Raw genomic sequence first — 23,561 nt, forward strand, 5'->3', positions numbered from 1 at the left:
TAACTACCGTTTTTCTAAAGATTATTTCAACAAAAAAAAGCTGCCTATAATAGACAGCTTTTCAACTTAAATTCTAAAAAAATATTATTTATCTAACCAAGCTTTTCTTAATTTCACACGGTGATCGTCAGTTGATAATTCCATCTCTTGAAGTTTGGTTTCTTTATCTGTTGGAGTTTTAAAACTAGCTTCTAACTGCTTTTCTTCTCCATCACGATTAACCTTCATTGTTATTTTATCTCCTTCTTTCCAAGAACGAGAACCAATAACCAACGGATAGATATTTTCTACGGTATAAACTTCTCCATTTACAGTCTTGATCACATCTTTTGGCTTTACTCCTAGATCTTTCAAGAATGAATTGTAAGCAATTCCTTCTCTAAAAAATAACTCTTTTGTTTGTGGATTTCCGTCTATATAAGGTTGTTGTCCTTTTAAGAAAACGCCAGTTTCAATTTCATTTTCAGTTTCTTCTACTCCTACTTTTGCAAAAAATTCTTGATAAGGTATTGGCGTAGTTCCGCTTACATAAGTTTCTAAAAACGATTTTATTTCAGGATATGTTAGTTCTACGATAGCCGGGAATAAATCTTCATCATTAAAAGGTTTATCTTTTCCGTATTTATTACTTAATTTTTTCATTAAGTCTAAAATACCCATTTCGCCATTACTTAATTCTCGTAAGCGAATATCTAAACTCATTCCTATTAACGCTCCTTTTTGGTATACGTTATAATAGCTGTCTTCATATTCTTCCGCTAAGATATTTTCACTCATCTTAGTAAAAGACATTGTATCATCAAATTGTTTTGAAGAGGTAATTTTGCCTGACATACGGTTATAAAAATCTTGATGATCTATTAAACCTTCTTTTACTTGAAATAAATTAGCAAAATATTCGGTAACACCTTCGTACATCCAAAGATGCTCAGACATTTTAGGATCGTTATAGTCAAAATAATGAACCTCATTAGAATGCACACTTAACGGAGTAATAATATGGAAAAATTCATGAGAAACTACATCTTTCATCGTTTCATTTAAACGATCAATCGGCATAGATTCTGGTAACACTACCGTGGTAGAAGTATGGTGCTCTAAGGCTCCAAATCCTTTTGCATCTTGCCCATTTACATTTGATAAGTATAATAAAACAGAATAAACATCTGTATTATTAATATCTCCTAAAAAGTCTTTTTGCGCCTGCATCATTTCTTTTAACTTAGGAGCAACATCTTTAACAGTGTAAGTTTTATTTGGAGAATATACTTGTAATTTCACTTTCATCCCTTGTAACTGAAAGCTTGTTGTATCTGGAGTTGAATACATAATTGGATGATCTGTCACCTGAAAATAACGATCCACATTAAATTCATCTGTTTCATAATCTTTTCCCTCTTCAGTAGCTACAGCTATTTTCTTTAAAGAAGTTCCTGCAAACAGTTTTTTAGGATGCTTGATTAATAACTGGTAAGGCTTTTCAGACATTCCATCAAAGTAACCTACAAATCCATGTAAATTCAACATAAAGTTTTCATCGGCAGCAATATTAGTTCCTGCTGGAGAAAAAACACCTTCTTCTCCTTCGATATCATAAGTATCGTTTACCCAATACGTAACTTTATCGAGTTCTTTAGCCTGCGAAATTTGCCATGAATTATCATCTAATTGCACAACGGTAAGTTCATTACCATTATAATCAATTGCTTTTAGGCCTTCAATAAATTTTCCGTAGTTATCGGTAGAATAAGTTCCTGGTACAGTTTTCGGAATAAAAAATGTAGTTTTCTCGGTAGTAAATTTTCCGGGATCTACACTTAACATCACCTTATCATCTTGTACATTCACTAAATCTAAGTTAGCTACTACTAAATCTTCACTGCTGTTTTGTTGCGTTGATTTACAACTTATTAAAGTTGAAATAACCGCAACGGCATAAATTATTTTTTTCATTAATCGAGTCGTTTTGCTTAAATAAGACTACAAACTTGTTAAAAAGTTACATCAACACCCAATATTTTTTAGATTAAGATAGCGTTAGCTTTTACATTTTTAATAGAGAATATTATTTCTCTTCTTACCTTTGCCAAAAATTAATTTTAAATGAAAAAAATTGTATTTTTTCTATGCACGCTTTCTATAATAGGTTTTCATTCTTGTAAAGAGAAATCTATAGCGATCTCTAAAATTGAAGGAAAAGAAATCAAAATCACAGATTCTATTACTTCTAACAAAGATTTAGATGAATTTATAAAACCCTATTCAGACCGTATTGAAGAAGAAATGAGCACAACTTTAGCTTACGCTCCCAAAGCTTTATCTAAATCTGATGCAAAATTCAACACTCCCATAGGCAATATGGAAGCAGATGCAGTGATGGAATTATTAAGCCCTATTCTTTTTAATAGGACTCAACATAATTTAGATGGTGTTTTACTTAATTACGGCGGAATTAGATCAAGCATCAACAAAGGCAACATTACTACTAAAACTGGTTATAATATTATGCCTTTTGAAAATGAAGCTGTTGTCGTTCGTTTAAACGGTGAAGCGATGCAAGAATTATTTAATTATTTAGCTGAACATCAAACAGCTCACCCTATTGCTGGAATGCAATTAATTTTGAATACTAACGGAAGTATTAAAAAAGCTTTAGTTAAAGGAAATCCTATAAAAAAAGATCGCATCTATTACATTGCCACTAATGATTATTTACAAAAAGGCGGAGATCATATGGATTTTCTTTCTAAAACAGATACTGTCATAAATATGAATTACAAATTAAGAAATTTGTTTATAGATTATTTTAAGAAAAAAGATACTATTGCGCCAGTTAAAGACGATCGTTTCATCAAATTAGAAGAATAAAATGAAAAGAAGAACTTTTATACAAAATACAACTGCAGCCGGAGTTTTCACAGGAATTGGCGGATTAGGATTATTATCTTCTTCTTTTGCATCTCCAGCAAAACACATTACCATTTTACACACCAACGATGTGCATAGCCATATAGAACCTTTTCCTGCAGACGATGCTAAATATCCTAATTTAGGAGGCGTTTCTCGTCGCTACACGTTAATTGAAAGCATTAGAAAAGAAAACCCAAATACACTCTTATTAGACGCGGGTGATATTTTTCAAGGCACTCCATTCTTTAATTTTTATGGTGGTGAACTCGAATTTAAACTAATGAGTAAGCTTAACTACGATGCCGCTACTTTAGGAAATCACGATTTTGATAACGGCATTGATGGATTAAATGCACAATTACCTCACGCAGAATTTAGTTTTATTAGTTCTAACTACGATTTTAAAAATACGGTTCTTGACGGAAAAGTTAAAAACTATCAAATATACACTAAAGACGGAGTGAAAATTGGAGTTTTTGGTCTAGGTATTGAGCTTGACGGCTTGGTTAGTAAGAAAAATTATAAAGAAACCAAATATTTAAATCCAGTTGAAATTGCGCAAGAAATAACTCAAAAACTCAAGCAAGAAGAACAATGTGATTTGGTGATTTGCCTTTCTCACTTAGGTTACAAATACGATTCAGACAAAATTGACGATCTAAAACTAGCCGAACAAACTAAAGATATAGATCTAATTATTGGAGGACATACACATACTTTTTTAGAAAAACCTACTGTTACTAATAACCTCGAGGGGAAAAAAGTATTAATTAATCAAACTGGTTGGGCAGGTATAAATTTAGGTCGAATTGATTTTTATTTAGATGAACAAAATAATATTTCTGCAGATGGAATGGCAATTGAAGTGTAATTCCATTTTGTGCAGACAAATATCTTTTATCGATTAAAACTTGCGTCAACCTTAATCAAGTTCAAGTTGACGCAATTCTATTTATTTTTGAGTACTATCCAACCAGTTCTAAAAAATCATCTTCAGAAATAATCGTAGTTCCCGCTTTTTCAGCTTTAGCTAATTTACTTGGCCCCATTTTATCTCCTGCGACTAAATAATTTGTTTTAGTTGAAATAGAACTAGTCACCTTTCCTCCGTTAGCCTCTATTAGTTTTTTTAATTCTGAACGCGATACTTTTGCGAATACTCCAGAAATCACAAACGTATTTCCATTTAATTTATCGGTTTGTCCCGCTAGCTCATTTTCTGAAATCGCCAATTGCAATCCGTGAGTTTTTAACCTATTTACGATATTTCGGTTTTCTTCTACTGCAAAAAAGTCTACAACACTTTCTGCGATCTTCTCTCCTATTTCATCTACGCTTACTAAATCTTCTTGAGTAGCGGTTTCAATAGCCTCAATATTCTTATAATGTTTTGCGAGTTTTTTAGCGACGGTTTCGCCCACGTAACGAATACCTAAGGCAAACAATACGCGCTCAAACGCAACTTCTTTTGATTGCTGAACTCCTTCTATTAAGTTTTCAGCAGATTTTTCTGCCATACGCTCTAATGGTAAAATTTGCTCTTTTTTCAATTCAAATAAATCGGCATAATTTTCAATTAAATTTTCACGCACTAATAAAGCTACGGTTTCTCCTCCCAAGCCTTCAATATCCATAGCTTTTCTAGAAATAAAATGCTGAATACGACCAATAATTTGTGGCGAGCAACCATTATAATTAGGACAATAGTGTTGTGCTACACCTTCTTTTCGAATTAATTGAGAGCTACATTCAGGACATTCAGAAATATATTCGGTAGGTTCTGAATTTGGATCGCGTTTAGCAAAATCTACGCCCACAATTTTTGGGATAATTTCACCGCCTTTTTCTACAAAAACCTCATCACCTTCGCGAACATCTAGTTTTTCAATCTGGTCTGCATTGTGCAATGAAGCTCTTTTTACAACAGTACCTGCCAACTGTACGGGTTCTAAATTTGCCACTGGAGTAATTGCTCCAGTCCTTCCTACTTGATAGGTGATTTTGTGTAATTGTGTTGAAACTTGTTCGGCTTTAAATTTATATGCCATCGCCCAGCGCGGCGATTTTGAAGTATAACCTAATTCTTCTTGTTGGTGTAAATTATTCACTTTAATTACCACACCATCGGTTTCGTAAGGTAAATCATGACGGTGTTTATCCCAATATTCTAAATAGGTCATTACCGCATCTGTACTTTTTGCGAGCTCTGCTTCTTGCGGAACTTTAAATCCCCAATCTCGTGCTTTTTGTAAACCTTCAAATTGACTAGAAAAAGGCAAATTCTCCCCTACAATACTATACAATAAACAATCTAATGGTCGTTTAGAAACCTCACTACTGTCTTGTAGTTTTAAACTACCAGAAGCCGTATTTCTTGGGTTTGCATACGGCTCCTCTCCATTTTCTACTCGTTCAGCGTTCATCTTTGCAAAACCTTCGTGCGGTAAAACAATCTCTCCACGAATATCAAATTTAGAAGGAAAATCTCCTTTCAATTTTAAAGGAACAGAGCGAATAGTCTTTATGTTATTAGTCACATCGTCACCCTGAATACCGTCCCCTCGAGTTACTGCTCGTACAAGCTCTCCATTTTCATAAGTTAGGCTTATAGAAGCTCCGTCGTATTTTAACTCGCAAGTATATTCCACCTCTTGCTCAACAAGCTTTTTGATACGTATTTCCCATTCTTCTAATTCTTCTTTAGAATAAGAATTAGAAAGTGAGTACATACGATTTTGGTGAACTACCGTCGCAAAATTTTTAGTGACCTGACCACCCACACGTAGTGTTGGTGAATTAGGATCATGAAATTCAGGATGTTTATCTTCAAGTTCTTGTAATTCTTTCAACTTCATATCAAAATCGTAATCTGATATTTCTGCTTGGTCCAACACGTAATAATTGTAATTATGTTGACTTAATTCTTCTCGAAGAGTAATTATTTTTTGTTCTATTGAGGTATTCATTTAAAATAAAATTGAAGTAAGCGTTTAATGCTTCAGAATAATTAATAAAATTCCGACTAAAGCCGGCAGAGCTTGTATAAAAAATATTTTCTTATCTGCAGTTATAGCGCCATAAATTCCTGCTACAGAAACACAACTTAAGAAAAATAAAGCAATATTATTTTGCCAATTTAGGTCTGTAATTAAAAATGACCAAAAAAGCCCTGCTACTAAAAAACTATTATAGAGTCCTTGGTTAGCAGCCATCGTTTTAGTTACAGGAAATAAATCTTTAGGAAATTTTTTAAATATTTTAGGTCCTTTTGTTTCCCAAGCAAACATTTCAAACCAAAAAATATAGAGATGAAAAATAGCCACAAAACCTATGATAATTTGAACAGCGATCTGCATAAGCGATTTATTAAATAAGAATTATTCGTTAATTTTTACAAGTTGATTATTTTTAAACCGAATAGCAAAGTCCTTTTCTTGGTGCTGAACAGCAACTTGGAAATCTGCTACATAAGGTTTATCATTAATTGGAAACCAATCTTTTTCTTGCTGATTAATGGTGATAAACAATCCTAAATCATCGCCCACTGCACAAAACTTTTCTAAATCTCCATCGTATTGTTCTAAACCAAATTCTTGCTGAAGAAAATTAAATTTCTCTCCTACATTATCTGTCACCAAACCAATTTCAGCAATTCCTAAAATTTGCTCGGCATTAAAGGGTTTTTCGGTTTCTGGGAATAGGTTTTGACGGGAAATAAATTCTACAATGTTTTTGTTTTCATCATAAAAATAAAGCGATTTAGCATTCCAATTCGAAAAATCTATGATGGCTTGTTCTTCAAAAGTTAAAAGTTTTACTTTATTCTCTAACCAGTTTTTAGCTTCTTCAATTTTGCATGGCATGACATGAAATGCGAAATGATAAGGTTTTGCAGTAAGATCTTCTTCCATAAAAATTTCAGAAAAACCCAAAAGAACCTGAATCACGTTGCTCCCGATTTTACGAACTGGTAAATCTAAAACTTCTTCATAGAATTTCTTCTGCTCCGCTAAATTTTGCGTGTAAATATGAAGTTGTTTAATTTTCATCAAGTCTGCTCGTTTTTAGTTAACCATTTGGTATCTACTTTCGATTCGTAATTATGCATTTTATCTAAGAGAATTTCTACCGAATCTGAAACCAGAATCAAATCTAAATTTTCTTTTTTCAGTAAGCCTTTGGTCACCATATTGTTGAACATCATCAGCAAATCGTTGTAATAACCTTCTGTATTTAAAATACCAATTGGTTTTTTATGTAAGCCCAATTGTGCCCAAGTTAAGATTTCAAAAAACTCTTCAAATGTACCAAAGCCACCGGGCAACATGATAAAACCATCACTCATTTTGTGCATTTTAAGTTTGCGCTCGTGCATATCTTGAGTGGTAATAAGCTCGGTAAGTTCGCGATGTACAATTTCTTTGGTTTTCAAAAATTCTGGTATGATGCCAAATGCGAGTCCGTCATTTTCTAAAGCCCCTTTCGCCACTTGCCCCATTAAGCCTAACTTGCTTCCGCCGTAAACCAAATCTATATTTTTATTAGCCAAAGCTCTGCCTAATTCGAAAGCTTGACTGTAAATAAATTCATCATTACTATCGCTACTTCCGCAGAATACGGCTATACTTTTAATGAAGTTTACAGCAGGTTTTTCAGTTGAATTCATATTAATTATTTTTTTTTCTAAATAGGTATTTTTAATTCAAACTTAATTTAAGCTTTTAAATTTTAGATTCTAGAGAATCATCAAAATTTAATTAAAACCCTGATAAGATTCTGAAGTAAATTCAGAATGACGAATCTTCTATTTTTATTTAAAAAACAAGACAATTAACGTCATGAGTTTCTTATCAGAATGAAGCTTTACACATTCTAAACTTTCCAAAAATATCTTTTTTTAATTCGATTTCACGGCAGTCAAATTCTTTTAACATAGATTTTAATTCTTCAGCTAAATATTCATTGATTTCAAAATAGAGAATTCCATTTTCAGTTAATGCGGTTTTAGCTAATTGGGCTATTTTTCGATAGAAAATTAATGGGTTTTCATTTTCAACAAATAACGCCAATTCTGGTTCAAACTCAAGTACATTTTTATGCATGAACTCTTTTTCTTGTTCACGAACGTAAGGCGGATTAGAAACTATCACATCGTATTTACCAGAAAGATTTTCTGCTTTTAAAATATCTTGCTGAATAAAATTGACGGTAACTTTATTTAAGCTCGCATTTAATTGGGCTACTTTTAGCGCTTCTACCGAAACATCTATCGCACTTAATTTTGCCTGCGGAAGTTCTTTAGCCAAACTTATAGGTATGCAGCCGCTACCAGTACCAATATCTAAAATACTGAATATTGAATGTTGAATGTTGAATTTGCAATCTTCAATGATCCAAGCTACCAATTCTTCTGTCTCTGGACGCGGAATTAACGTATGTTGATTCACTTGAAAAGGATAACCAAAAAATTCTGTATCTCCTAAAATATATTGAATGGGTTCTTGCTGAATTAATCGCGCTAAAGCTTTTTCAAACTGCTGATAGTGTTCAGGTTTTATTTCAAAATTTGGATCTAAAGCTAATTGAATTCTTGTTTTATCGAGATACGCTTCAGTTAATAAATAGAAAAACGATTCTACTTCTGTTTCCGGAAAAAGTGGAAGCAATTTTGCAAAAAATTCAGTTTTGTATTTTTTTATTTTCAACTTTTATTCAATTTTAAATGATAATGAGATTCTGAAACGAGTTAAGAATGACAATAAAAATAATTCTCGACTTCGCTCAAAATAATAATTTCCTAACCGTTAGTCTAATTTTTTCAACATCCAAACATCGCAAGAATAATGACCTGTATCCCCCATGCGATGGTTAATTTCTATAAACCCTGTTTTCTTGTAAAGTTTTTGAGCAGCCTTCATATACGGTAAAGTCTCTAAATAACATTGAGTGAAATTTTGAGTTCTTGCGAAATCTAAGCAAACTTTCATCATTTCACTTCCTAAACCTCGACCACGAGCTTCTGCAGAAAAATACATTTTTTGCAGCTCACAGATTTCCGCTTTTTCTTCAGCTAATGGAGCAATACCAGCACTGCCAATAATTTTATTATTTTCAACCAAAACAAAATATTGCGAACGCTCCCCTAAATAGGTTTCAAACATTTGATCTAAGGTTTTATCTTCGTAAGCAGTACCTATTTTTGGCGCTCCAGATTCTACTAAAACTTCACGAATCATTTGCGCTATAAACGGATTATCATTTTGTTGAATAGATCGAATAATAGGTGTCTTCATTATAAAATATTCTTACTACTTTTGACTTACAAAGATCGTAATTATTTAAGTTTTTACAGAGAAGAACTTAATAAGTTTAGCCTAAGCTTTTACTAAAAAATTAAATTAAAGAAGTGAAAAAACACGAATTTTACTTAAAACGATGCATACAGTTAGCTAAAAATGCTACAGGAAATACTTACCCTAATCCATTGGTGGGAAGCGTGATTGTATATCAAGATGAAATTATTGGCGAAGGCTGGCACCAAAAAGCTGGCGAACCCCACGCAGAGGTTAATGCTATTAATTCTGTAAACGATAAATCGCTGCTCAAAAAATCGACCATTTATGTAAGCTTAGAGCCTTGTTCGCATTTTGGAAAAACACCGCCTTGCAGCGATTTGATTATCGCTCATAAAATTAAACGTGTGGTGATTGGCACAATGGATCCGTTTGCAAAGGTTAAAGGTCGCGGCATTCAAAAATTATTGAGTGCTGGTTGCGATGTGGTGCTGGGAGTTTTAGAAAAAGAAAGTCAAGAATTAAACAAACGTTTTTTCACCTTTCATCAACACGAACGACCTTATGTTATTTTGAAATGGGCGCAAACTCAAGACGGATTTATCGCTCCAGAAACTCAAGACCAACGAGAACCTGTTTGGATTACCAATTCAAGTTCAAAACAATTGGTACACAAATGGCGAAGTGAAGAGCAAAGCATTTTAGTAGGCACACAAACTGCAATTAAAGACAACCCCAAATTAAACACCAGACTTTGGGAAGGCAACAACCCTGTAAGAGTTGTACTAGATCAAAATTTACGCATCCCAAAAGCTTCTCACTTATTTGACGGAACTATCAAAACTATTGTAATTACAGAACTTAATACTGAAATTCCCCCTGCATTAGAAAAAGAAAATCTTATTATTGAAAAAGTAGATTTTCAACTGAATTTAGCCGAAGAAATTTGCAAAGTGCTTTATCGTCACGAATTACAATCGGTTATTATTGAAGGAGGAAAAAAAACCCTGCAGACATTTATAGATACCAATCTTTGGAATGAAGCTCGCGTATTTACAGGAAAAAAATTATTTAAAACCGGAACTAAAGCGCCAACTTTTACAGGAAAAATAATTGAAAACTTAATGATTGATAACGATCAATTAGAAATTTATAGAAATGGTTTATAACTATATTGCCGTCTAGAAATTTATTCAAAGCTTTCTCAAGGTAATCATAACTAAATTTCTTGGTAAGCACGTAACGCTGCAAAACTAATTACTATAAAAAATGATAAAAACCTTACTTTTTGATTTTGGTGACGTATTTCTCAATTTAGATAAAGCTGCCACTTTTAGGGAATTAAACAAATTGGGGTTAAATGATTTTTCTTCAGAAATGATTCAGCAAAATCAACTTTATGAAATGGGTAAAATTTCTTCTGAAGAATTTGTCAATTTCTACACAAATAAAATACCGAAAAGTTCTTCAGAAGATTTAGTAAAAGCGTGGAATTCAATTTTATTAGATTTACCCAAACACCGTTTAGAATTTCTTCAGCAATTAAAAGAAGAAAAAAAATATGAACTTATATTATTAAGCAACACCAACGATTTACACATTTCTTGGATAAAGGAAAACATTATCGATTTTGCAGAATTTAAAGCTTGCTTTGATGCGTTTTATCTTTCTCACGAAATTAACTTTAGAAAACCTAATGTAGATATTTACGAGTTTGTTTTAGAAAAACATCAACTTCGCCCTAAAGAAGTTTTATTTGTAGACGACACGCAAGAAAATACCGAAACCGCAAAAAATTTAGGCATTCACACTTGGAATATTGACCCTAAAAGCGAAGATATCGTTCATTTATTCAGCATTAAATCTAAGCTCTTTTGATTTATCTTTTACTTAGTATATTATCGTCTACAGCTATTTATGTGGTTTTTAAACTGCTCGATAGATTTAAAATTAATTCACTTTACGCCATTGTAGTAAATTACTTTACAGCCTGTATCGCTGGTTATTTTGGACTCGAACGTGCTTTTACCATAGAAGACACTCTAGCCCAAGATTGGATTTTTGGTGCAATTTTATTAGGTGTTCTATTTATAACTGTTTTTAATTTAATGGCCATTACCACACAAAAAAGTGGACTTTCAGCAGTTTCTGTTGCTAGTAAAATGAGTGTCGCAATCCCTATATTATTTGTGATATTTTATTACAACGAACCTACTGGGTTTTTAAAAATCTGCGGAATTGCACTCGCGCTAGTTGCCGTTTATCTTTCTTCTGTTAAGACAAAATCGGGTATTCAGTTAGAAAAAAATACGCTTATTTATCCGCTATTGGTTTTTTTGGGCAGCGGAATTATAGAAACGCTTATCAAATTTTTAGAGCAAAATTTTGTTACAAAAGAAGATGTAGCGCTATTTTCTACTTCTATCTTTATTTGTGCCGCAGTTATCGGGATGATTATAGGAATTATTCATTTCACAAAAAAGAAAATTAAATTCACCTACAGAGAAGTTTTAGGCGGTATAGCCTTAGGTATTCCCAATTATTATTCTATTTACTTTTTTATTCAAGCCCTTCGCAGCGGAATGCCAAGCACCACCGTTTTTATCTTAAACAACGTAGCTATAGTTTTACTTTCTACCTTGTTAGGAATTTTACTCTTTAAAGAAAAATTACTTAGAAAAAACTGGATTGGTATTGCATTAGCTGTAGTAAGTATTATTTTAGTCGCACTCACAACCCGATAATTTTGGAAGCAGAAGATATCTATAAAACCATTTTCACACCAGGCGAAGAAGTCTTATTTAAGGACAAAGGCAGTAAGTTTTTTGGTTATGCTTTCCCTGTGAAAAATGAAGATGAAATTAATTTAGCCTTAGAAGAAATGAAAAGCAAACACCATAAAGCAAGACATTGGTGTTACGCTTGGCAATTAGGGAAACGCTACGATCATTACCGAGCTAACGATGATGGCGAGCCTTCTAATTCGGCAGGAATGCCTATTTATGGACAGTTACAATCTTTTAAAGTAACTAATATTTTAGTGGTAGTGGTTCGTTATTTTGGTGGAGTTAAATTAGGTGTTGGTGGCTTAATTAGTGCTTACAAAACTACTGCACAAATGGCGTTAGAAGCTTCTGTTATAAAAACTAAAACCATTAATACCGAATATAAAGTGACCTGCGAATATCCTGATATGAATAAAGTGATGCGGGTAATTAAAGAGAAAAACTTAAACGTTACCAATCAAATTTTAGAAATGAACTGTCAAATTTTTATTTCAGTAAGAGAAAATGAAGCTGAAAATATCTATCAGAAATTTGAGGGGATTTACGGAGTTAAAATTGAAGAAGTTGAATAATTAATTTTTTCCTTGTTCTTTTGAAGCTGAAAAGTCTAAATTGATATTCCAAATTTACAGTGAGCTTAATTATTTAAAAATTACTCTTCAACTCTAAAACACATCGTTATATTAAATTAAACTCAAATTCTATTTTTAATAAAATTTGTAGAATTAAAAATAAATCTATTAAAATGCATGACTTTTATTTAGATTCAATTTTAATTACATCTGTTTTTAAAACCCGATAGCTTTTAAAATATGTGTTGGACATGAGATAGGCTTTTTCGTTTTGGCATCCATAAATACTAAAGTTGTTTCAGCAGTTGTTAACAACTCTTCTTCCCTATATATTTTATAATTGAATTTTATTCTAAACCCAGGAGACTCTATAAGAGTGGTTTGTATAGTTAAATAGTCATCAAAATGTGCTGGTCGCTTAAATTTAAACTTCATTTCATAAACAGGAAGCATAACCCCATCATTCTCCATTGACTTATATGAAATACCAAATTGCTCCATCCACTCAATCCTTGCTAGTTCAAGGTATTGCGCGTAATTCCCGTGATGAACTACACCCATTTGATCTGTTTCTGCATAACGAACTCGGATAATTGAAGAATATGATTTCATAAAATTAATTGCTTTTCTTGGTTTAGATTTTGTAAGTTTATAAAGAATTTAAGTATGAGAAAAAAAAAGAATAAATTCAATACAAATTGGGTTTTTTTTTTACCTTTTTTGTTCACATATTTGTGGTCTCAAAATGATAAATGCTTAGTATTTCCTAAGTAGTTCATTTTCATTTTCATATATAAATAACAATAAAATTTACAATAAAATTATGGGTAAAACTGCTGATTCAGTTTGGGAAAATTGTCTGTCATTTATACAGGATAATATTACTCCCCAAGCCTATAAAACTTGGTTTGAACCAATTAAAGCAGTAAAGCTCACTGACAATGCGTTAAGCATTCAGGTGCCTTCTAAATTCTTTTACGAATGGTTAGAAGAGCATTACGTGAAGTTATTAAAGGTTTCTTTGACAAAAGAATTGGGCGAAAATGCTAAATTGGTTTATGCCATCAAGATGGAAAACACCTATGGTAATAAGCAACCATTTACAGAGAAAATACCTAGTTCACAACGAAGTAATGTCTCTTCGCAAGAAGTTAACGTTCCTTTAAAAAATAAAAGTCCAGAGTTAAAGAACCCGTTTATTATTCCTGGAATTAGAAACGTGAAAATTGATTCGCAATTGAATCCCAATTATAGTTTTGAAAATTTTCTAGAGGGAGATTCTAATAGGTTAGCAAGATCTGCAGGATTAGCAGTCTCGAACCGTCCAGGAGGCACTTCATTTAATCCACTACTAGTTTTTGGAGGTGTAGGTTTAGGTAAAACCCATTTAGGTCATGCTATTGGTGTTGAGATAAAAGATAAATATCCAGAAAAAACGGTGCTTTATATTTCTGCTGAAAAATTTACGCAACAATATATTGAATCGGTTAAAAAAAATAACAGAAACGATTTTATTCATTTCTATCAAATTATAGATGTCTTGATTGTCGATGATATTCAATTATTATCAGGAAAAGCAGGAACACAAGATGTTTTCTTCCATATTTTTAATCACTTACATCAAAATGGAAAGCAAGTAATTTTAACCAGTGATAAAGCACCAGTAGACATGCAAGACATTGAGCAGCGTTTACTCTCTCGTTTTAAATGGGGACTTTCTGCAGAATTACAGAATCCAGATTTTGAAACAAGAGTCTCTATTATTAAAAACAAATTATATAGAGATGGTGTAGAAATGCCTGAAGAAATTATTGAATATTTAGCTAATAATATTAAAACTAATATTCGAGAATTAGAAGGAGCAATTATATCTTTAATTGCACATTCTTCTTTCAATAAAAAAGACATCACAATAGATCTTGCAGGTAAAATTGTAGATAATTACGTTAAGAACACTAAGAAAGAAGTTTCAATTGAATACATTCAAAAAGTAGTGAGTGATTATTTTCAAATGGATGTAGAAACACTTCAATCTAAAACCAGAAAACGTCACATTGTACAAGCTAGACAACTAGCCATGTTTTTTGCCAAAAAACTCACCAAAGCTTCTTTAGCTAGTATTGGTACACAAATTGGAAAACGAGACCACGCTACGGTTCTTCACGCTTGTAAAACTGTTAATAATTTATCTACCACAGATAAACAATTTAAAAAGTTTGTAGAAGATTTAAATAAAAAACTTACCCTATAATTATGAAGACAAAAGTACTAATGGTTTGTTTGGGAAATATTTGCCGATCGCCATTGGCAGAAGGTCTTCTTAAAGCTAAAGTTAATAACGATAAGGTTTTTGTAGATTCTGCAGGCACTTCTAACTATCATGTAGGAAATACTCCTGACCCAAGATCTATTGCTATAGCTAAAAGACACGGAATCGATATTGCCTATCAAACTGCTAGACAATTTACTCGAGAAGATTTTGATAAGTTTGATTACATTTATGTGATGGATAAATCTAATTACAGAAACGTAATTAATTTAGCTAGAAATGAACAAGATAAAAGTAAAGTTTCTCTTATTCTAAATACTATTTTATCAGATGAAAATTCATCTGTACCAGATCCATATCAAGGCGGTGATCAAGGTTTTGAAAACGTGTACTATATGCTCGATGAAGCAACAAATACTATTTCGAAAGAATTGAACAAAGTCTAATTAATTAGAGCTTTACATTAACTTTAAATTTTATATAGATGTCGAATAGCATTCACCAAGAATTTAAATCTGGAAAATTATACCTCATCCCTAACGATTTGGGAGGTTCGGCACCTTTAGAAGTTTTACCGTTAAGTGTAAAAAAGAAAATTGAAGAAATTGATGATTATATTGTTGAAAATGAAAAAACAGCAAGAAGATTTATAAAGAATATTGCACCACATAAATCACAGCCTTCTTTAAATTTCAGCATTATTAATAAATATACTAAGCCTGAAGATGTACCAGAATTTTTAGAAGCATGTTTAGCAGGTAAAGATATGGGCGTGATAAGCGAAGCTGGCTGTCCTGGTATTGCAGATCCTGGCGCAGATGTGGTTAAATTAGCTCATGAAAAAAATATAAGAGTAATACCGCTAGTAGGACCTTCTTCTATCTTTCTTACTTTAATGAGCAGCGGACTTAATGGGCAAAATTTTGCTTTTAACGGCTATTTACCAATTGATAAAACGGAAAGAAAAGCAGCCATTAAAAAACTTGAACGTACTTCTTTAGAATTAAATCAAGCCCAAATATTTATTGAAACACCATATCGAAATGATAAGTTTCTAGAAGACTTATTACAAGTACTTCATCCACAAACTACCCTTTGCATTGGTTGTGAAGTAACACAGTCTTCAGAAGCAATTCTAACAAGAACAGTTAAAGAGTGGAAGAAAATTAAAACAGAACTTCACAAAAAGCCTTGTATATTTATTTTTCAGAAAGAGCAGTAGCCGAAAAATAATTATTAAGCTTGGTCACTGTTGCCTTAGCTTTACGATTTGGCTTCACAAAAGAAGTATCGTAACCTTTAAATTTATTTAGATAATATTTAATACTTGTTCCAAAAGCATCAGAAAAACCATCTTCTCCTCCACTGCGTAAAAATTTTTTCACGCTTCCTGGACCAGCCAAATGAGCAGCAGCTAAAACACCTGATTCTGTAACTTTTACACCACCGATAGTTCTACCCACGTACCATTTAAGATCTCTACGAAGTATCCATTTATTACGAGAAGCGTTGGCATAAAATGCAGCTTCTTGCAATTTAGGATTATTTAAAAAATCTTTTGTATCATAAATACCTATTAGCCTTAGCGTTCCTCTACCAAATTGATATTTGCCAAGATATCCAAATTGATTAATTATACTATAATCGCTACCCGATTCTTTAAAAGCAACCGCTTCTTTAAAACCTAAATAATTTTTTGGGAGTACCGGAAAAACTATTTCATTAACGAATAAGCTATCGTTAGATTTTACATTATAGTATTCTGGTAAATTTTTAGTCGTTACACTTGCAATAATTGCTTCCTCTTTATTAGAAAACCCCGATAATAGAAAAATTCCTGTCAATACCGGTACGGCTATTATTTTAGCAAAACTTCTTCTCAATACACTAAGTTTAAAAGACACTTTACAATAAAAGCTTACGTCTTTAAATTCGCGGGGCAAAGATACGCTATTTTTATATACGCAAACAAAATATTTGTTAAAATAAACATAGCTTAAAAACATCGCTAAATAATTGTTTTTCAGTTTATAAAAACTTCACAAAATCAGTACTAACATAGGATTCAAAGTTTCGTTTATTAAAAAAACGTCAAATTACTGAGTTTAGACATCAATTTTTTTAAGGAAATTTTATAATATGAAAAGAAATTTTCTTTTTGTAATCATCAACATTTATCTTTTAAATAAAAAAAATTTACAAATTTTAGCAACACCAATTTAGTATGTTTTAAATTTGATATTTATAAAAATAAAATAATGAGTGAAGAGTTTATAAAAACTACAGAACAAGCGTCGCTTTATGATAATTTAGAGCAGATGGATATTAAAACACTCCTCAAGAATATTAATCAAGAAGATCAAAAAGTTGCCCTAGCTGTCAATAAGCAATTACCTCAAATTGAAAATTTAACCCACAGAATTGTTAAACAACTTGAGAATGGTGGTAGACTATTTTATATAGGTGCAGGGACAAGTGGTCGTTTGGGTATTTTAGATGCTAGTGAATGTCCGCCTACTTTCGGAGTTTCATCAGAACTTGTTATAGGTATTATTGCTGGTGGAGATCAAGCTATTAGAAATGCTGTAGAAAATGCAGAAGATCATGAACTCCAAGGTTGGGACGATTTAAAAGATTATAAGATTTCGTCTAAAGATATAGTTGTAGGTATCGCCGCTTCAGGAACAACACCTTATGTAGTAAAAGCTTTAGAAAAATGTAACCAAGAGAATATTCCAACAGGCTGCATTACTTGTAATAAAAATAGTCCTTTAGCAAAAGTTGCTAATTTACCTATACAAGTAATTGTAGGTCCAGAATTTGTAACAGGAAGTTCTAGAATGAAAGCTGGTACGGCGCAAAAAATGGTGCTAAATATGCTCACCACCACAACTATGATTCAGCTAGGAAAAGTGAAAGGAAACCAGATGGTAGACATGCAGTTAAGTAATCAAAAACTTATAGAGCGAGGAACAAAAATGATTCAAGAAGCAACAGGTTTTTCTTATAAAGAATCACAAATCGCTTTAAAAAAATACGGTAATGTTCGTGAAGCTATAAAAAACATTAATCATGACTAAAAAAACAAATAAAGAAATTTTAGGAAAAGGAATTAGATATTTAGCAGGAGCACTTCCTGTTATATTTATAGGACCTTCAATTTTATACTCTGCTTTTCATAATAAAGAACATCCTTTATATGTTGCAGTACTCATATTAGGAATTATAGTTTGTGGATTAGGTATTTTTTTAATTTTCAAAGGAATTAGCACCTTAATGAAAGCTTTATTTGATTCGTAAAAAACATCCGAAATAAAATTATTTCGGATGTTTTTTACGAATCAAAATAGGCTTTTTTAACTCTTAAAATTTGTAACCCCGTATTTTCTAGCTTCAGCTTTTGCTCCTTCAGACCAAGATTCCAGATTATTTATACGCGTATCATTAGAAGGGTGAGTACTTAAAAATTCTGGTTGTGCTGCTCCCCCACTATTAGCTTTCATCCTTCTCCATAAATCAGCTGCTTCGTCAGGATTATACCCTGCAATTGCCATTAATGTTAATCCTATTTTATCTGCTTCTGTTTCATGGCTTCTGCTAAATGGTAACATTACTCCTACCTGTGTACCTAAACCATAAGCGGTTTGAAATATTTGCTGATTTTCTTGGCTTACAGCCACTGCGCCAACGGTAGCCCCTAATTGTTGCAATTGAGTTGCACTCATTCGTTGTTGTCCATGATTAGCTAAAGCGTGCGCTACCTCATGCCCCATAACTACCGCTAAACCAGCTTCATCTTCAGTTATAGGTAAAATTCCTGTATAAACTACAATTTTTCCTCCAGGCATACACCAAGCATTTATTGCATCATCTTTTACTAAATTATATTCCCATTGGTAGTCTTTTAAATAACCTTGAAAACCATTAGCATTTAAATAACGCTCTGCAGCAGTAGCTATCTTTTGTCCTACACTTTTTACCATCATTGCTTCTGAAGTTCCTTTTACGACTTTATTTTCTTTTAAAAACTCATCATATTGCTGAAAAGCTGTAGGCAAAATTTGCGAATTAGGGACTACCGCTAATGTTTTTTTACCAGTAAAGGGGTTCTGGGTGCAAGATAAAAAAGCAAGCATCACCACTATGGCAAAGGTTATATTTCTAAATTTCATAATTTAATCTAATTAGTTATTAGTGTAAAACTACAAAATTGCTGTATTGCTAATTTGAAGTTTATCATCGCTTTAACAATTCTTAAATTTTAGAAACGGCACAAACTTTGTAAGTTTACAAAAAAAGTAAACGATGAAAATTATAACATATCTATTTTTAATAAGTTTTTTCACATTAGTAAGCTGCCAAGGTAATGCTCAAAAAAAACCTAAAAGCGAACAATTTGAAATTCAGAAAACAGATGCAGAATGGAAAAATCAATTAACTGCACAACAATACTATGTCTTGATTAAAGAAGGTACAGAAAAACCATTTTCAAGTGAGTTAAATAAAATTAAAAATCCTGGCACTTTTATATGTGCTGCTTGCAAGCATCCACTTTTTAAAACCAAAAGAAAATTTGAAAGTGGTACTGGCTGGCCTAGTTTTGATAAACCTATAGATGGCGGCGTTTTTTATTCTGCAGATAATAAATTAGGTTACAAAAGAAATGAAGTGCTTTGCGCTAAATGCGGAGGACATTTAGGACATGTTTTTAATGATGGACCACCAGAAACAACAGGCAAAAGATATTGTTTAAATGGTGTAGCAATGAATTTTATTCCCACTAAAAAATAAAACTATGAAAAAATACAGTCTAGAAAAATCTGAACAAGAATGGAAAGAACAACTTTCTGAAGAACAGTACAGAGTTTTAAGAAAAAAAGGTACAGAAGCTCCACATACTGGTAAATATAATCTTCATTTTGAAGATGGAAAGTACAAATGTGCGGCCTGCGAAAATGTACTTTTTGAAAGCCAAGCGAAATTCAATAGCAATTGCGGATGGCCAAGTTTTGATCAGGCAGTAGAAGGAAGTATAGAGTATGTAAAAGATACCACCTTCGGAATGATGAGAACAGAAATTTTATGTAGTAATTGCGGTGGACATATTGGTCACGTTTTTGATGACGGACCAACAGAAACAGGACAACGTTACTGCGTAAATTCAGCAAGTATAGAATTTAACAAGTAAATATAAACAAGATGAATAAAATAAAACTTATAGTAATTGCTCTAATCGCAGTTTTTGGATTAACCAATTGTGAAGGAGACAAAGGTGAGCCTGGTGTAAATATACTAGGAAACACAGCAGAATTTACGGTGAATTTTAACGATAGTAACGAATTTACTTACTTATTTAGCGATAATAATATTGAGGTATTAGAATCTGACGCTGTATTGGTTTATAGGTCTGAACAATCAATATCAGATCCAACAGGGCCTATTGATGTCTGGAAGCTTTTACCTGAAACCATTTATTTTGATAATGGAGATATATTAACCTATAGCTTTGATCATACTTTTAGAGATGTAAGAATTTTTATAGACGGAAATTTTGATTTAAGCACATTAACTCCTGAATATTATCAAAATCAATTATTTAGAGTAGTAGTTGTCCCTTCAGATTTTGCAAATAATCCAAATAACGATTTACAAACTTATGAAAGTCTCATGCAAGAGGCAAGCAAAAAAGGTTTTCAAATAGATAGAAAGCTGTAAACATTCTTATTTTTTCATAATTATACCCATAATTAAAAGTAATACTTATCTAAGTCTATGCTTTTGGTTATGGGTATTATTGTTTAAATTTGTAATGTAAATTCAGCTAAAAATAAAAATGATATGAGTAAATACGATATTATAGTTTTAGGTAGTGGTCCAGGAGGTTATGTAACCGCCATTCGTGCATCACAACTAGGGTTTAAAACTGCAGTAATTGAAAAAGAAAATTTAGGAGGTGTATGTCTTAATTGGGGTTGTATACCTACCAAAGCCTTACTTAAAAGTGCAGAAGTTTTTAATTACTTAAATCATGCTGAAGATTACGGATTGAAGGCTGAAAAAGTAGATAAAGATTTTGATGCTGTTATCAAAAGAAGTCGTGATGTTGCTGGTGGAATGAGCAAGGGTGTTCAGTTCTTAATGAAGAAAAACAAAATTGATGTAATCGACGGCTTCGGAAAATTAAAACCTGGTAAAAAAGTTGCTGTAAAAGATAGAGACGGAAATACAAAAGATTACGAAGCAGATCATATTATTGTAGCAACTGGAGCAAAATCTCGCGTACTCCCTAATTTACCTCAAGATGGTGAAAAAGTAATCGGTTATCGTGAAGCGATGAACCTTAAGAAACAACCTAAGAAAATGATCGTGGTTGGTTCTGGCGCTATCGGTGTAGAGTTTGCACATTTCTACAAATCAATGGGTACAGAAGTAACAATTGTTGAATTTTTACCAAACCTAGTACCATTAGAAGACGAAGAAGTTTCTAAACAATTTGAAAAATCTTTCAAAAAAGCAGGTATTAAAGTAATGACTAATTCTTCTGTAGAAAGTGTAGATACTTCTGGAGAAGGCGTAAAAGCTAAAGTAAAAACCAAAAAAGGCGAAGAAACTTTAGAAGCGGATGTTGTACTTTCTGCTGTAGGTATAAAAACAAATATTGAAAATATAGGTTTAGAAGATTTAAATATCAAAACCGATAAAGATAAAATCGTCGTTAACGAGTGGTACCAAACTAACGTTCCTGGTATTTACGCTATTGGTGATGTTGTTGCTGGACCAGCTTTAGCACACGTTGCTTCTGCGGAAGGAATTATTTGTGTTGAAAAAATTAAAGGAATGAAAGTTGAAGCTTTAGATTATGGTAACATTCCTGGTTGTACGTATGCTTCTCCAGAAATTGCTAGTGTAGGTTTTACAGAAAAGCAAGCTAAAGAGCAAGGTTACGAAATTAAAGTAGGTAAATTCCCTTTCTCTGCCTCTGGTAAAGCAAGCGCTTCTGGTAAAAAGGAAGGATTTGTAAAAGTAATTTACGATGCTAAATACGGTGAATGGTTAGGTTGCCATATGATTGGTGCCGGTGTTACCGATATGATTGCTGAAGCAGTTGTAGCTAGAAAACTAGAAACTACTGGTCACGAAATCTTAAAAGCAGTTCACCCTCACCCAACGATGAGTGAAGCCGTAATGGAAGCAACTGCTGCCGCTTATGATGAAGTAATTCATATCTAAGATTAAAATAAGATATTCTAATAAAGCCTTGTTGTGAAACTCACAAAGCTTTATTAGTTTTTAATTGGCTCATAAATATTGAATCAAAAAAGCTCTGCAAAATTTTGCAGAGCTTTTTTTGATAATTCACCTTTTATTAAAGCGAAGGATCTAATTTAGCATCAAATTGCATCTTTAAATTTAAATTTAAATTAGAAGCATCTTCTGTACTTTCAAATTTAATTACTAATTTTAGACTTTCAGATTTTGCATATTCATCAATAAAAACACCATCGATGGTATTTAAATCTAAAGTAGTAGCACCTGATGGAATTTCATCTAAAGTAGCAACTTCTTTATACTCTAAATCGTCTGTTCTTATTCCCAAAGTGACAGAGTTAATAAAATCGAAATTTTCTTGATCATTTGCACTTACCAAGACAATATCCATATCATCTAACTCTACTTCTTCAACTTGATCTAAAGTTTCATCAGTTCCTAACTCATTTTCGATTAACTGACGTAAATCTAAATCTTTTTCAACTGGAATTTCAAAAATATTAATCGGTAAGTAATCAATACTAACCTCCGCATTTATAGGAATATCACTAATAGTTCTCAAACGATCTACTACATCATCGTCATCACTACAAGAACTAAATAAAATAGTCATGAATAATACGGGTAAAAATAAATAAGTCTTTTTCATTATTAAGTTTTTTTTTATTAATGCAAAGAAGCAAAAAATAACTAACGACATTTCTCAAAATGTCGTTAATAAAAAACCTTAAACTTATAAATCTTAGCTAAAAAAGTTAAAATTAAGCCTAATTTTTTAAAAATTTACCTTAATGAAAATTGATATTAAAACTAATTTCCTGATAACATTAATTTTTAAAGCTTTCGCTATTCATTATTATTAATGATTTAGTAATAACCTACTCTTTATTTTAATCTATATTAAAATTAGTTTTATTCACTAATAAAATTGAGGTGGAGCTATTCATTTTTATCAGGTAATTCTACAAAACTCAAGACGGCAAGTTCGTAGCTTTTCATCCCGAAACCGGTAATCACTCCGCTTGCATAAGGAGCGATATAGGAATGTTTTCTGAAATTTTCTCTTGCTAAAGTATTTGAAATATGAACCTCAACCACTGGAATTTGAATCGCTTTTACCGCATCTGCAATCGCTACAGAAGTATGTGTGTAAGCTGCTGCATTTAGCACAACCCCATCAAAATGAATTCTTGCTTCGTGTAATTTATCGATAATTTCTCCTTCGTGATTAGACTGAAAATGCGAAAGTTCTACTTCTCTTAATTTAAATTGAAGTATTGTGAAATATTCATCAAATGACTTTTTACCGTAAACACTGGGTTCACGCTCGCCAAGTAAGTTTAAGTTTGGACCGTTAATGATTAAAATTTTCATTAAATTTTATTTATAGAAAATATAAAGGTATTAAAATCTAATGAAGAAACGATTCGGTTTTATTTAATAAAGTTTTAAAATTAAAGCA

27 protein-coding genes are annotated in these 23,561 nt (G+C 32.1%); 15 read left to right on the forward strand and 12 right to left on the reverse strand.

The annotated features are described in order from the left end of the window. Nucleotides 1-84: 84 nt before the first annotated feature. Entirely contained in the window at nt 85-1,953 is a 1,869-nt protein-coding gene (locus tag KW502_RS05215; RefSeq protein ID WP_219039476.1) for a M61 family metallopeptidase, read from the reverse strand. 150 nt (nt 1,954-2,103) lie between these two features. Between KW502_RS05215 and KW502_RS05220 the strand changes: the two genes are divergently transcribed. Both KW502_RS05220 and KW502_RS05225 read left to right on the forward strand, forming a co-directional pair. Beyond that, entirely contained in the window at nt 2,104-2,868 is a 765-nt protein-coding gene (locus KW502_RS05220; protein ID WP_219039477.1) for a 5'-nucleotidase C-terminal domain-containing protein, read from the forward strand. A gap of 1 nt (nt 2,869) precedes the next feature. Next, nucleotides 2,870-3,781, forward strand: coding sequence for a bifunctional metallophosphatase/5'-nucleotidase (locus tag KW502_RS05225; protein WP_219039478.1), 912 nt, complete (start codon nt 2,870-2,872; stop codon nt 3,779-3,781). A gap of 94 nt (nt 3,782-3,875) precedes the next feature. On the opposite strand, the gene ligA is transcribed toward KW502_RS05225, so the two are convergent. The 6 genes from ligA to KW502_RS05255 all read right to left on the reverse strand — a co-directional run bounded on the left by ligA (nt 3,876) and on the right by KW502_RS05255 (nt 9,203). Further along, nucleotides 3,876-5,876 (reverse strand): NAD-dependent DNA ligase LigA, encoded by a 2,001-nt coding sequence (gene ligA / locus KW502_RS05230; protein ID WP_219039479.1) that lies wholly within the window; start codon nt 5,874-5,876, stop codon nt 3,876-3,878. A 24-nt stretch (nt 5,877-5,900) separates the two neighbouring features. After that, the gene (locus tag KW502_RS05235) at nt 5,901-6,266 is read right to left on the reverse strand and encodes a DUF1304 domain-containing protein (protein WP_219039480.1); all 366 of its coding nucleotides are present in this window, start codon (nt 6,264-6,266) and stop codon (nt 5,901-5,903) included. A 21-nt stretch (nt 6,267-6,287) separates the two neighbouring features. Then, nucleotides 6,288-6,959 carry a VOC family protein gene (locus KW502_RS05240; protein WP_219039481.1) on the reverse strand — a complete coding sequence of 224 codons (672 nt, stop codon included), beginning with the start codon at nt 6,957-6,959 and terminating at the stop codon, nt 6,288-6,290. Further along, nucleotides 6,959-7,576, reverse strand: coding sequence for an LOG family protein (locus tag KW502_RS05245; protein ID WP_219039482.1), 618 nt, complete (start codon nt 7,574-7,576; stop codon nt 6,959-6,961). The genes KW502_RS05240 and KW502_RS05245 overlap by 1 nt, the downstream gene beginning before the upstream one ends. Before the next feature lie 184 nt (nt 7,577-7,760). Continuing rightward, on the reverse strand, nt 7,761-8,615 hold the full coding sequence (gene prmC / locus KW502_RS05250) for a peptide chain release factor N(5)-glutamine methyltransferase (RefSeq protein WP_219039483.1): 855 nt from the start codon (nt 8,613-8,615) through the stop codon (nt 7,761-7,763). A gap of 99 nt (nt 8,616-8,714) precedes the next feature. Further along, the gene (locus KW502_RS05255; RefSeq protein ID WP_219039484.1) at nt 8,715-9,203 is read right to left on the reverse strand and encodes a GNAT family N-acetyltransferase; all 489 of its coding nucleotides are present in this window, start codon (nt 9,201-9,203) and stop codon (nt 8,715-8,717) included. A 113-nt stretch (nt 9,204-9,316) separates the two neighbouring features. Between KW502_RS05255 and ribD the strand changes: the two genes are divergently transcribed. The 4 genes from ribD to KW502_RS05275 all read left to right on the forward strand — a co-directional run bounded on the left by ribD (nt 9,317) and on the right by KW502_RS05275 (nt 12,561). Then, the gene (gene ribD, locus KW502_RS05260) at nt 9,317-10,372 is read left to right on the forward strand and encodes a bifunctional diaminohydroxyphosphoribosylaminopyrimidine deaminase/5-amino-6-(5-phosphoribosylamino)uracil reductase RibD (protein WP_219039485.1); all 1,056 of its coding nucleotides are present in this window, start codon (nt 9,317-9,319) and stop codon (nt 10,370-10,372) included. A 100-nt stretch (nt 10,373-10,472) separates the two neighbouring features. Continuing rightward, nucleotides 10,473-11,081, forward strand: coding sequence for an HAD family hydrolase (locus KW502_RS05265; protein WP_219039486.1), 609 nt, complete (start codon nt 10,473-10,475; stop codon nt 11,079-11,081). Further along, nucleotides 11,078-11,947: a GRP family sugar transporter gene (locus KW502_RS05270; RefSeq protein WP_219039487.1), complete on the forward strand. Its 870-nt coding sequence runs from the start codon at nt 11,078-11,080 to the stop codon at nt 11,945-11,947. Before KW502_RS05265 ends, KW502_RS05270 begins: the two co-directional genes overlap by 4 nt. A gap of 2 nt (nt 11,948-11,949) precedes the next feature. Continuing rightward, the gene (locus KW502_RS05275; protein WP_219039488.1) at nt 11,950-12,561 is read left to right on the forward strand and encodes an IMPACT family protein; all 612 of its coding nucleotides are present in this window, start codon (nt 11,950-11,952) and stop codon (nt 12,559-12,561) included. A gap of 216 nt (nt 12,562-12,777) precedes the next feature. On the opposite strand, the gene KW502_RS05280 is transcribed toward KW502_RS05275, so the two are convergent. Continuing rightward, complete coding sequence (locus KW502_RS05280) at nt 12,778-13,173, reverse strand: acyl-CoA thioesterase (RefSeq protein ID WP_219039489.1); 396 nt, start codon at nt 13,171-13,173, stop codon at nt 12,778-12,780. A gap of 211 nt (nt 13,174-13,384) precedes the next feature. Between KW502_RS05280 and dnaA the strand changes: the two genes are divergently transcribed. Genes dnaA through KW502_RS05295 form a run of 3 tightly spaced genes read left to right on the forward strand, consistent with a single transcriptional unit; the run spans nt 13,385 to nt 16,052 of the window. Then, on the forward strand, nt 13,385-14,812 hold the full coding sequence (dnaA, locus tag KW502_RS05285; RefSeq protein ID WP_219039490.1) for a chromosomal replication initiator protein DnaA: 1,428 nt from the start codon (nt 13,385-13,387) through the stop codon (nt 14,810-14,812). A 2-nt stretch (nt 14,813-14,814) separates the two neighbouring features. Then, nucleotides 14,815-15,276 carry a low molecular weight protein-tyrosine-phosphatase gene (locus KW502_RS05290; RefSeq protein WP_219039491.1) on the forward strand — a complete coding sequence of 154 codons (462 nt, stop codon included), beginning with the start codon at nt 14,815-14,817 and terminating at the stop codon, nt 15,274-15,276. Nucleotides 15,277-15,314: 38 nt separating this feature from the next. Then, nucleotides 15,315-16,052 carry an SAM-dependent methyltransferase gene (locus KW502_RS05295; protein ID WP_219039492.1) on the forward strand — a complete coding sequence of 246 codons (738 nt, stop codon included), beginning with the start codon at nt 15,315-15,317 and terminating at the stop codon, nt 16,050-16,052. On the opposite strand, the gene KW502_RS05300 is transcribed toward KW502_RS05295, so the two are convergent. Further along, entirely contained in the window at nt 16,030-16,713 is a 684-nt protein-coding gene (locus KW502_RS05300) for a peptidoglycan-binding protein LysM (RefSeq protein WP_219039493.1), read from the reverse strand. The two genes, KW502_RS05295 and KW502_RS05300, sit on opposite strands and share 23 nt — an antisense overlap. A 375-nt stretch (nt 16,714-17,088) precedes the next feature. On the opposite strand from KW502_RS05300, the gene murQ reads away from it, so the two are divergent. Together murQ and KW502_RS05310 are read left to right on the forward strand one after the other, a co-directional pair. After that, nucleotides 17,089-17,910 (forward strand): N-acetylmuramic acid 6-phosphate etherase, encoded by an 822-nt coding sequence (murQ, locus tag KW502_RS05305; RefSeq protein WP_219039494.1) that lies wholly within the window; start codon nt 17,089-17,091, stop codon nt 17,908-17,910. Next, on the forward strand, nt 17,903-18,130 hold the full coding sequence (locus tag KW502_RS05310) for a DUF6095 family protein (protein WP_219039495.1): 228 nt from the start codon (nt 17,903-17,905) through the stop codon (nt 18,128-18,130). The genes murQ and KW502_RS05310 overlap by 8 nt, the downstream gene beginning before the upstream one ends. A gap of 56 nt (nt 18,131-18,186) precedes the next feature. Here the strand turns inward: KW502_RS05310 and KW502_RS05315 are convergent, their stop codons facing one another. After that, on the reverse strand, nt 18,187-19,002 hold the full coding sequence (locus KW502_RS05315) for a M48 family metallopeptidase (RefSeq protein ID WP_219039496.1): 816 nt from the start codon (nt 19,000-19,002) through the stop codon (nt 18,187-18,189). Nucleotides 19,003-19,135: 133 nt separating this feature from the next. On the opposite strand from KW502_RS05315, the gene msrB (KW502_RS05320) reads away from it, so the two are divergent. The 4 genes from msrB (KW502_RS05320) to lpdA all read left to right on the forward strand — a co-directional run bounded on the left by msrB (KW502_RS05320) (nt 19,136) and on the right by lpdA (nt 22,060). After that, nucleotides 19,136-19,621, forward strand: coding sequence for a peptide-methionine (R)-S-oxide reductase MsrB (gene msrB / locus KW502_RS05320; protein WP_219039497.1), 486 nt, complete (start codon nt 19,136-19,138; stop codon nt 19,619-19,621). Nucleotides 19,622-19,625: 4 nt separating this feature from the next. Next, a complete protein-coding gene (gene msrB / locus KW502_RS05325; RefSeq protein ID WP_219039498.1) occupies nt 19,626-20,018 on the forward strand; it encodes a peptide-methionine (R)-S-oxide reductase MsrB in 393 nt (130 codons plus the stop codon). Between the two features lie 11 nt (nt 20,019-20,029). Beyond that, nucleotides 20,030-20,545 (forward strand): hypothetical protein, encoded by a 516-nt coding sequence (locus KW502_RS05330; RefSeq protein ID WP_219039499.1) that lies wholly within the window; start codon nt 20,030-20,032, stop codon nt 20,543-20,545. Between the two features lie 123 nt (nt 20,546-20,668). After that, a complete protein-coding gene (gene lpdA, locus KW502_RS05335) occupies nt 20,669-22,060 on the forward strand; it encodes a dihydrolipoyl dehydrogenase (protein WP_219039500.1) in 1,392 nt (463 codons plus the stop codon). A 136-nt stretch (nt 22,061-22,196) separates the two neighbouring features. On the opposite strand, the gene KW502_RS05340 is transcribed toward lpdA, so the two are convergent. Together KW502_RS05340 and aroQ are read right to left on the reverse strand one after the other, a co-directional pair. Beyond that, entirely contained in the window at nt 22,197-22,748 is a 552-nt protein-coding gene (locus KW502_RS05340; protein ID WP_219039501.1) for a hypothetical protein, read from the reverse strand. Nucleotides 22,749-23,038: 290 nt separating this feature from the next. Further along, nucleotides 23,039-23,473, reverse strand: coding sequence for a type II 3-dehydroquinate dehydratase (gene aroQ, locus KW502_RS05345; protein ID WP_219039502.1), 435 nt, complete (start codon nt 23,471-23,473; stop codon nt 23,039-23,041). Nucleotides 23,474-23,561 lie beyond the last annotated feature (88 nt).

Origin of the sequence: Mesonia aestuariivivens, assembly GCF_019311235.1 — a bacterium.
In the GTDB taxonomy this organism is placed as follows: Bacteria; Bacteroidota; Bacteroidia; order Flavobacteriales; family Flavobacteriaceae; genus Mesonia; species Mesonia aestuariivivens.

Coding starts and splice junctions, on each gene's coding strand:
- KW502_RS05290 (WP_219039491.1), top strand. CDS start 14,815: ATGAAGACAAAAGTACTAATGGTTTGTTTGGGAAATATTTGCCGATCG.
- msrB (WP_219039497.1), top strand. CDS start 19,136: ATGAAAATTATAACATATCTATTTTTAATAAGTTTTTTCACATTAGTA.
- lpdA (WP_219039500.1), top strand. CDS start 20,669: ATGAGTAAATACGATATTATAGTTTTAGGTAGTGGTCCAGGAGGTTAT.
- KW502_RS05330 (WP_219039499.1), top strand. CDS start 20,030: ATGAATAAAATAAAACTTATAGTAATTGCTCTAATCGCAGTTTTTGGA.
- msrB (WP_219039498.1), top strand. CDS start 19,626: ATGAAAAAATACAGTCTAGAAAAATCTGAACAAGAATGGAAAGAACAA.
- dnaA (WP_219039490.1), top strand. CDS start 13,385: ATGGGTAAAACTGCTGATTCAGTTTGGGAAAATTGTCTGTCATTTATA.
- KW502_RS05265 (WP_219039486.1), top strand. CDS start 10,473: ATGATAAAAACCTTACTTTTTGATTTTGGTGACGTATTTCTCAATTTA.
- KW502_RS05245 (WP_219039482.1), bottom strand. CDS start 7,576: ATGAATTCAACTGAAAAACCTGCTGTAAACTTCATTAAAAGTATAGCC.
- murQ (WP_219039494.1), top strand. CDS start 17,089: ATGAGTGAAGAGTTTATAAAAACTACAGAACAAGCGTCGCTTTATGAT.
- ligA (WP_219039479.1), bottom strand. CDS start 5,876: ATGAATACCTCAATAGAACAAAAAATAATTACTCTTCGAGAAGAATTA.
- KW502_RS05310 (WP_219039495.1), top strand. CDS start 17,903: ATGACTAAAAAAACAAATAAAGAAATTTTAGGAAAAGGAATTAGATAT.
- KW502_RS05315 (WP_219039496.1), bottom strand. CDS start 19,002: ATGAAATTTAGAAATATAACCTTTGCCATAGTGGTGATGCTTGCTTTT.
- KW502_RS05220 (WP_219039477.1), top strand. CDS start 2,104: ATGAAAAAAATTGTATTTTTTCTATGCACGCTTTCTATAATAGGTTTT.
- aroQ (WP_219039502.1), bottom strand. CDS start 23,473: ATGAAAATTTTAATCATTAACGGTCCAAACTTAAACTTACTTGGCGAG.
- KW502_RS05225 (WP_219039478.1), top strand. CDS start 2,870: ATGAAAAGAAGAACTTTTATACAAAATACAACTGCAGCCGGAGTTTTC.
- KW502_RS05235 (WP_219039480.1), bottom strand. CDS start 6,266: ATGCAGATCGCTGTTCAAATTATCATAGGTTTTGTGGCTATTTTTCAT.
- KW502_RS05255 (WP_219039484.1), bottom strand. CDS start 9,203: ATGAAGACACCTATTATTCGATCTATTCAACAAAATGATAATCCGTTT.
- KW502_RS05295 (WP_219039492.1), top strand. CDS start 15,315: ATGTCGAATAGCATTCACCAAGAATTTAAATCTGGAAAATTATACCTC.
- KW502_RS05340 (WP_219039501.1), bottom strand. CDS start 22,748: ATGAAAAAGACTTATTTATTTTTACCCGTATTATTCATGACTATTTTA.
- KW502_RS05280 (WP_219039489.1), bottom strand. CDS start 13,173: ATGAAATCATATTCTTCAATTATCCGAGTTCGTTATGCAGAAACAGAT.
- KW502_RS05215 (WP_219039476.1), bottom strand. CDS start 1,953: ATGAAAAAAATAATTTATGCCGTTGCGGTTATTTCAACTTTAATAAGT.
- KW502_RS05240 (WP_219039481.1), bottom strand. CDS start 6,959: ATGAAAATTAAACAACTTCATATTTACACGCAAAATTTAGCGGAGCAG.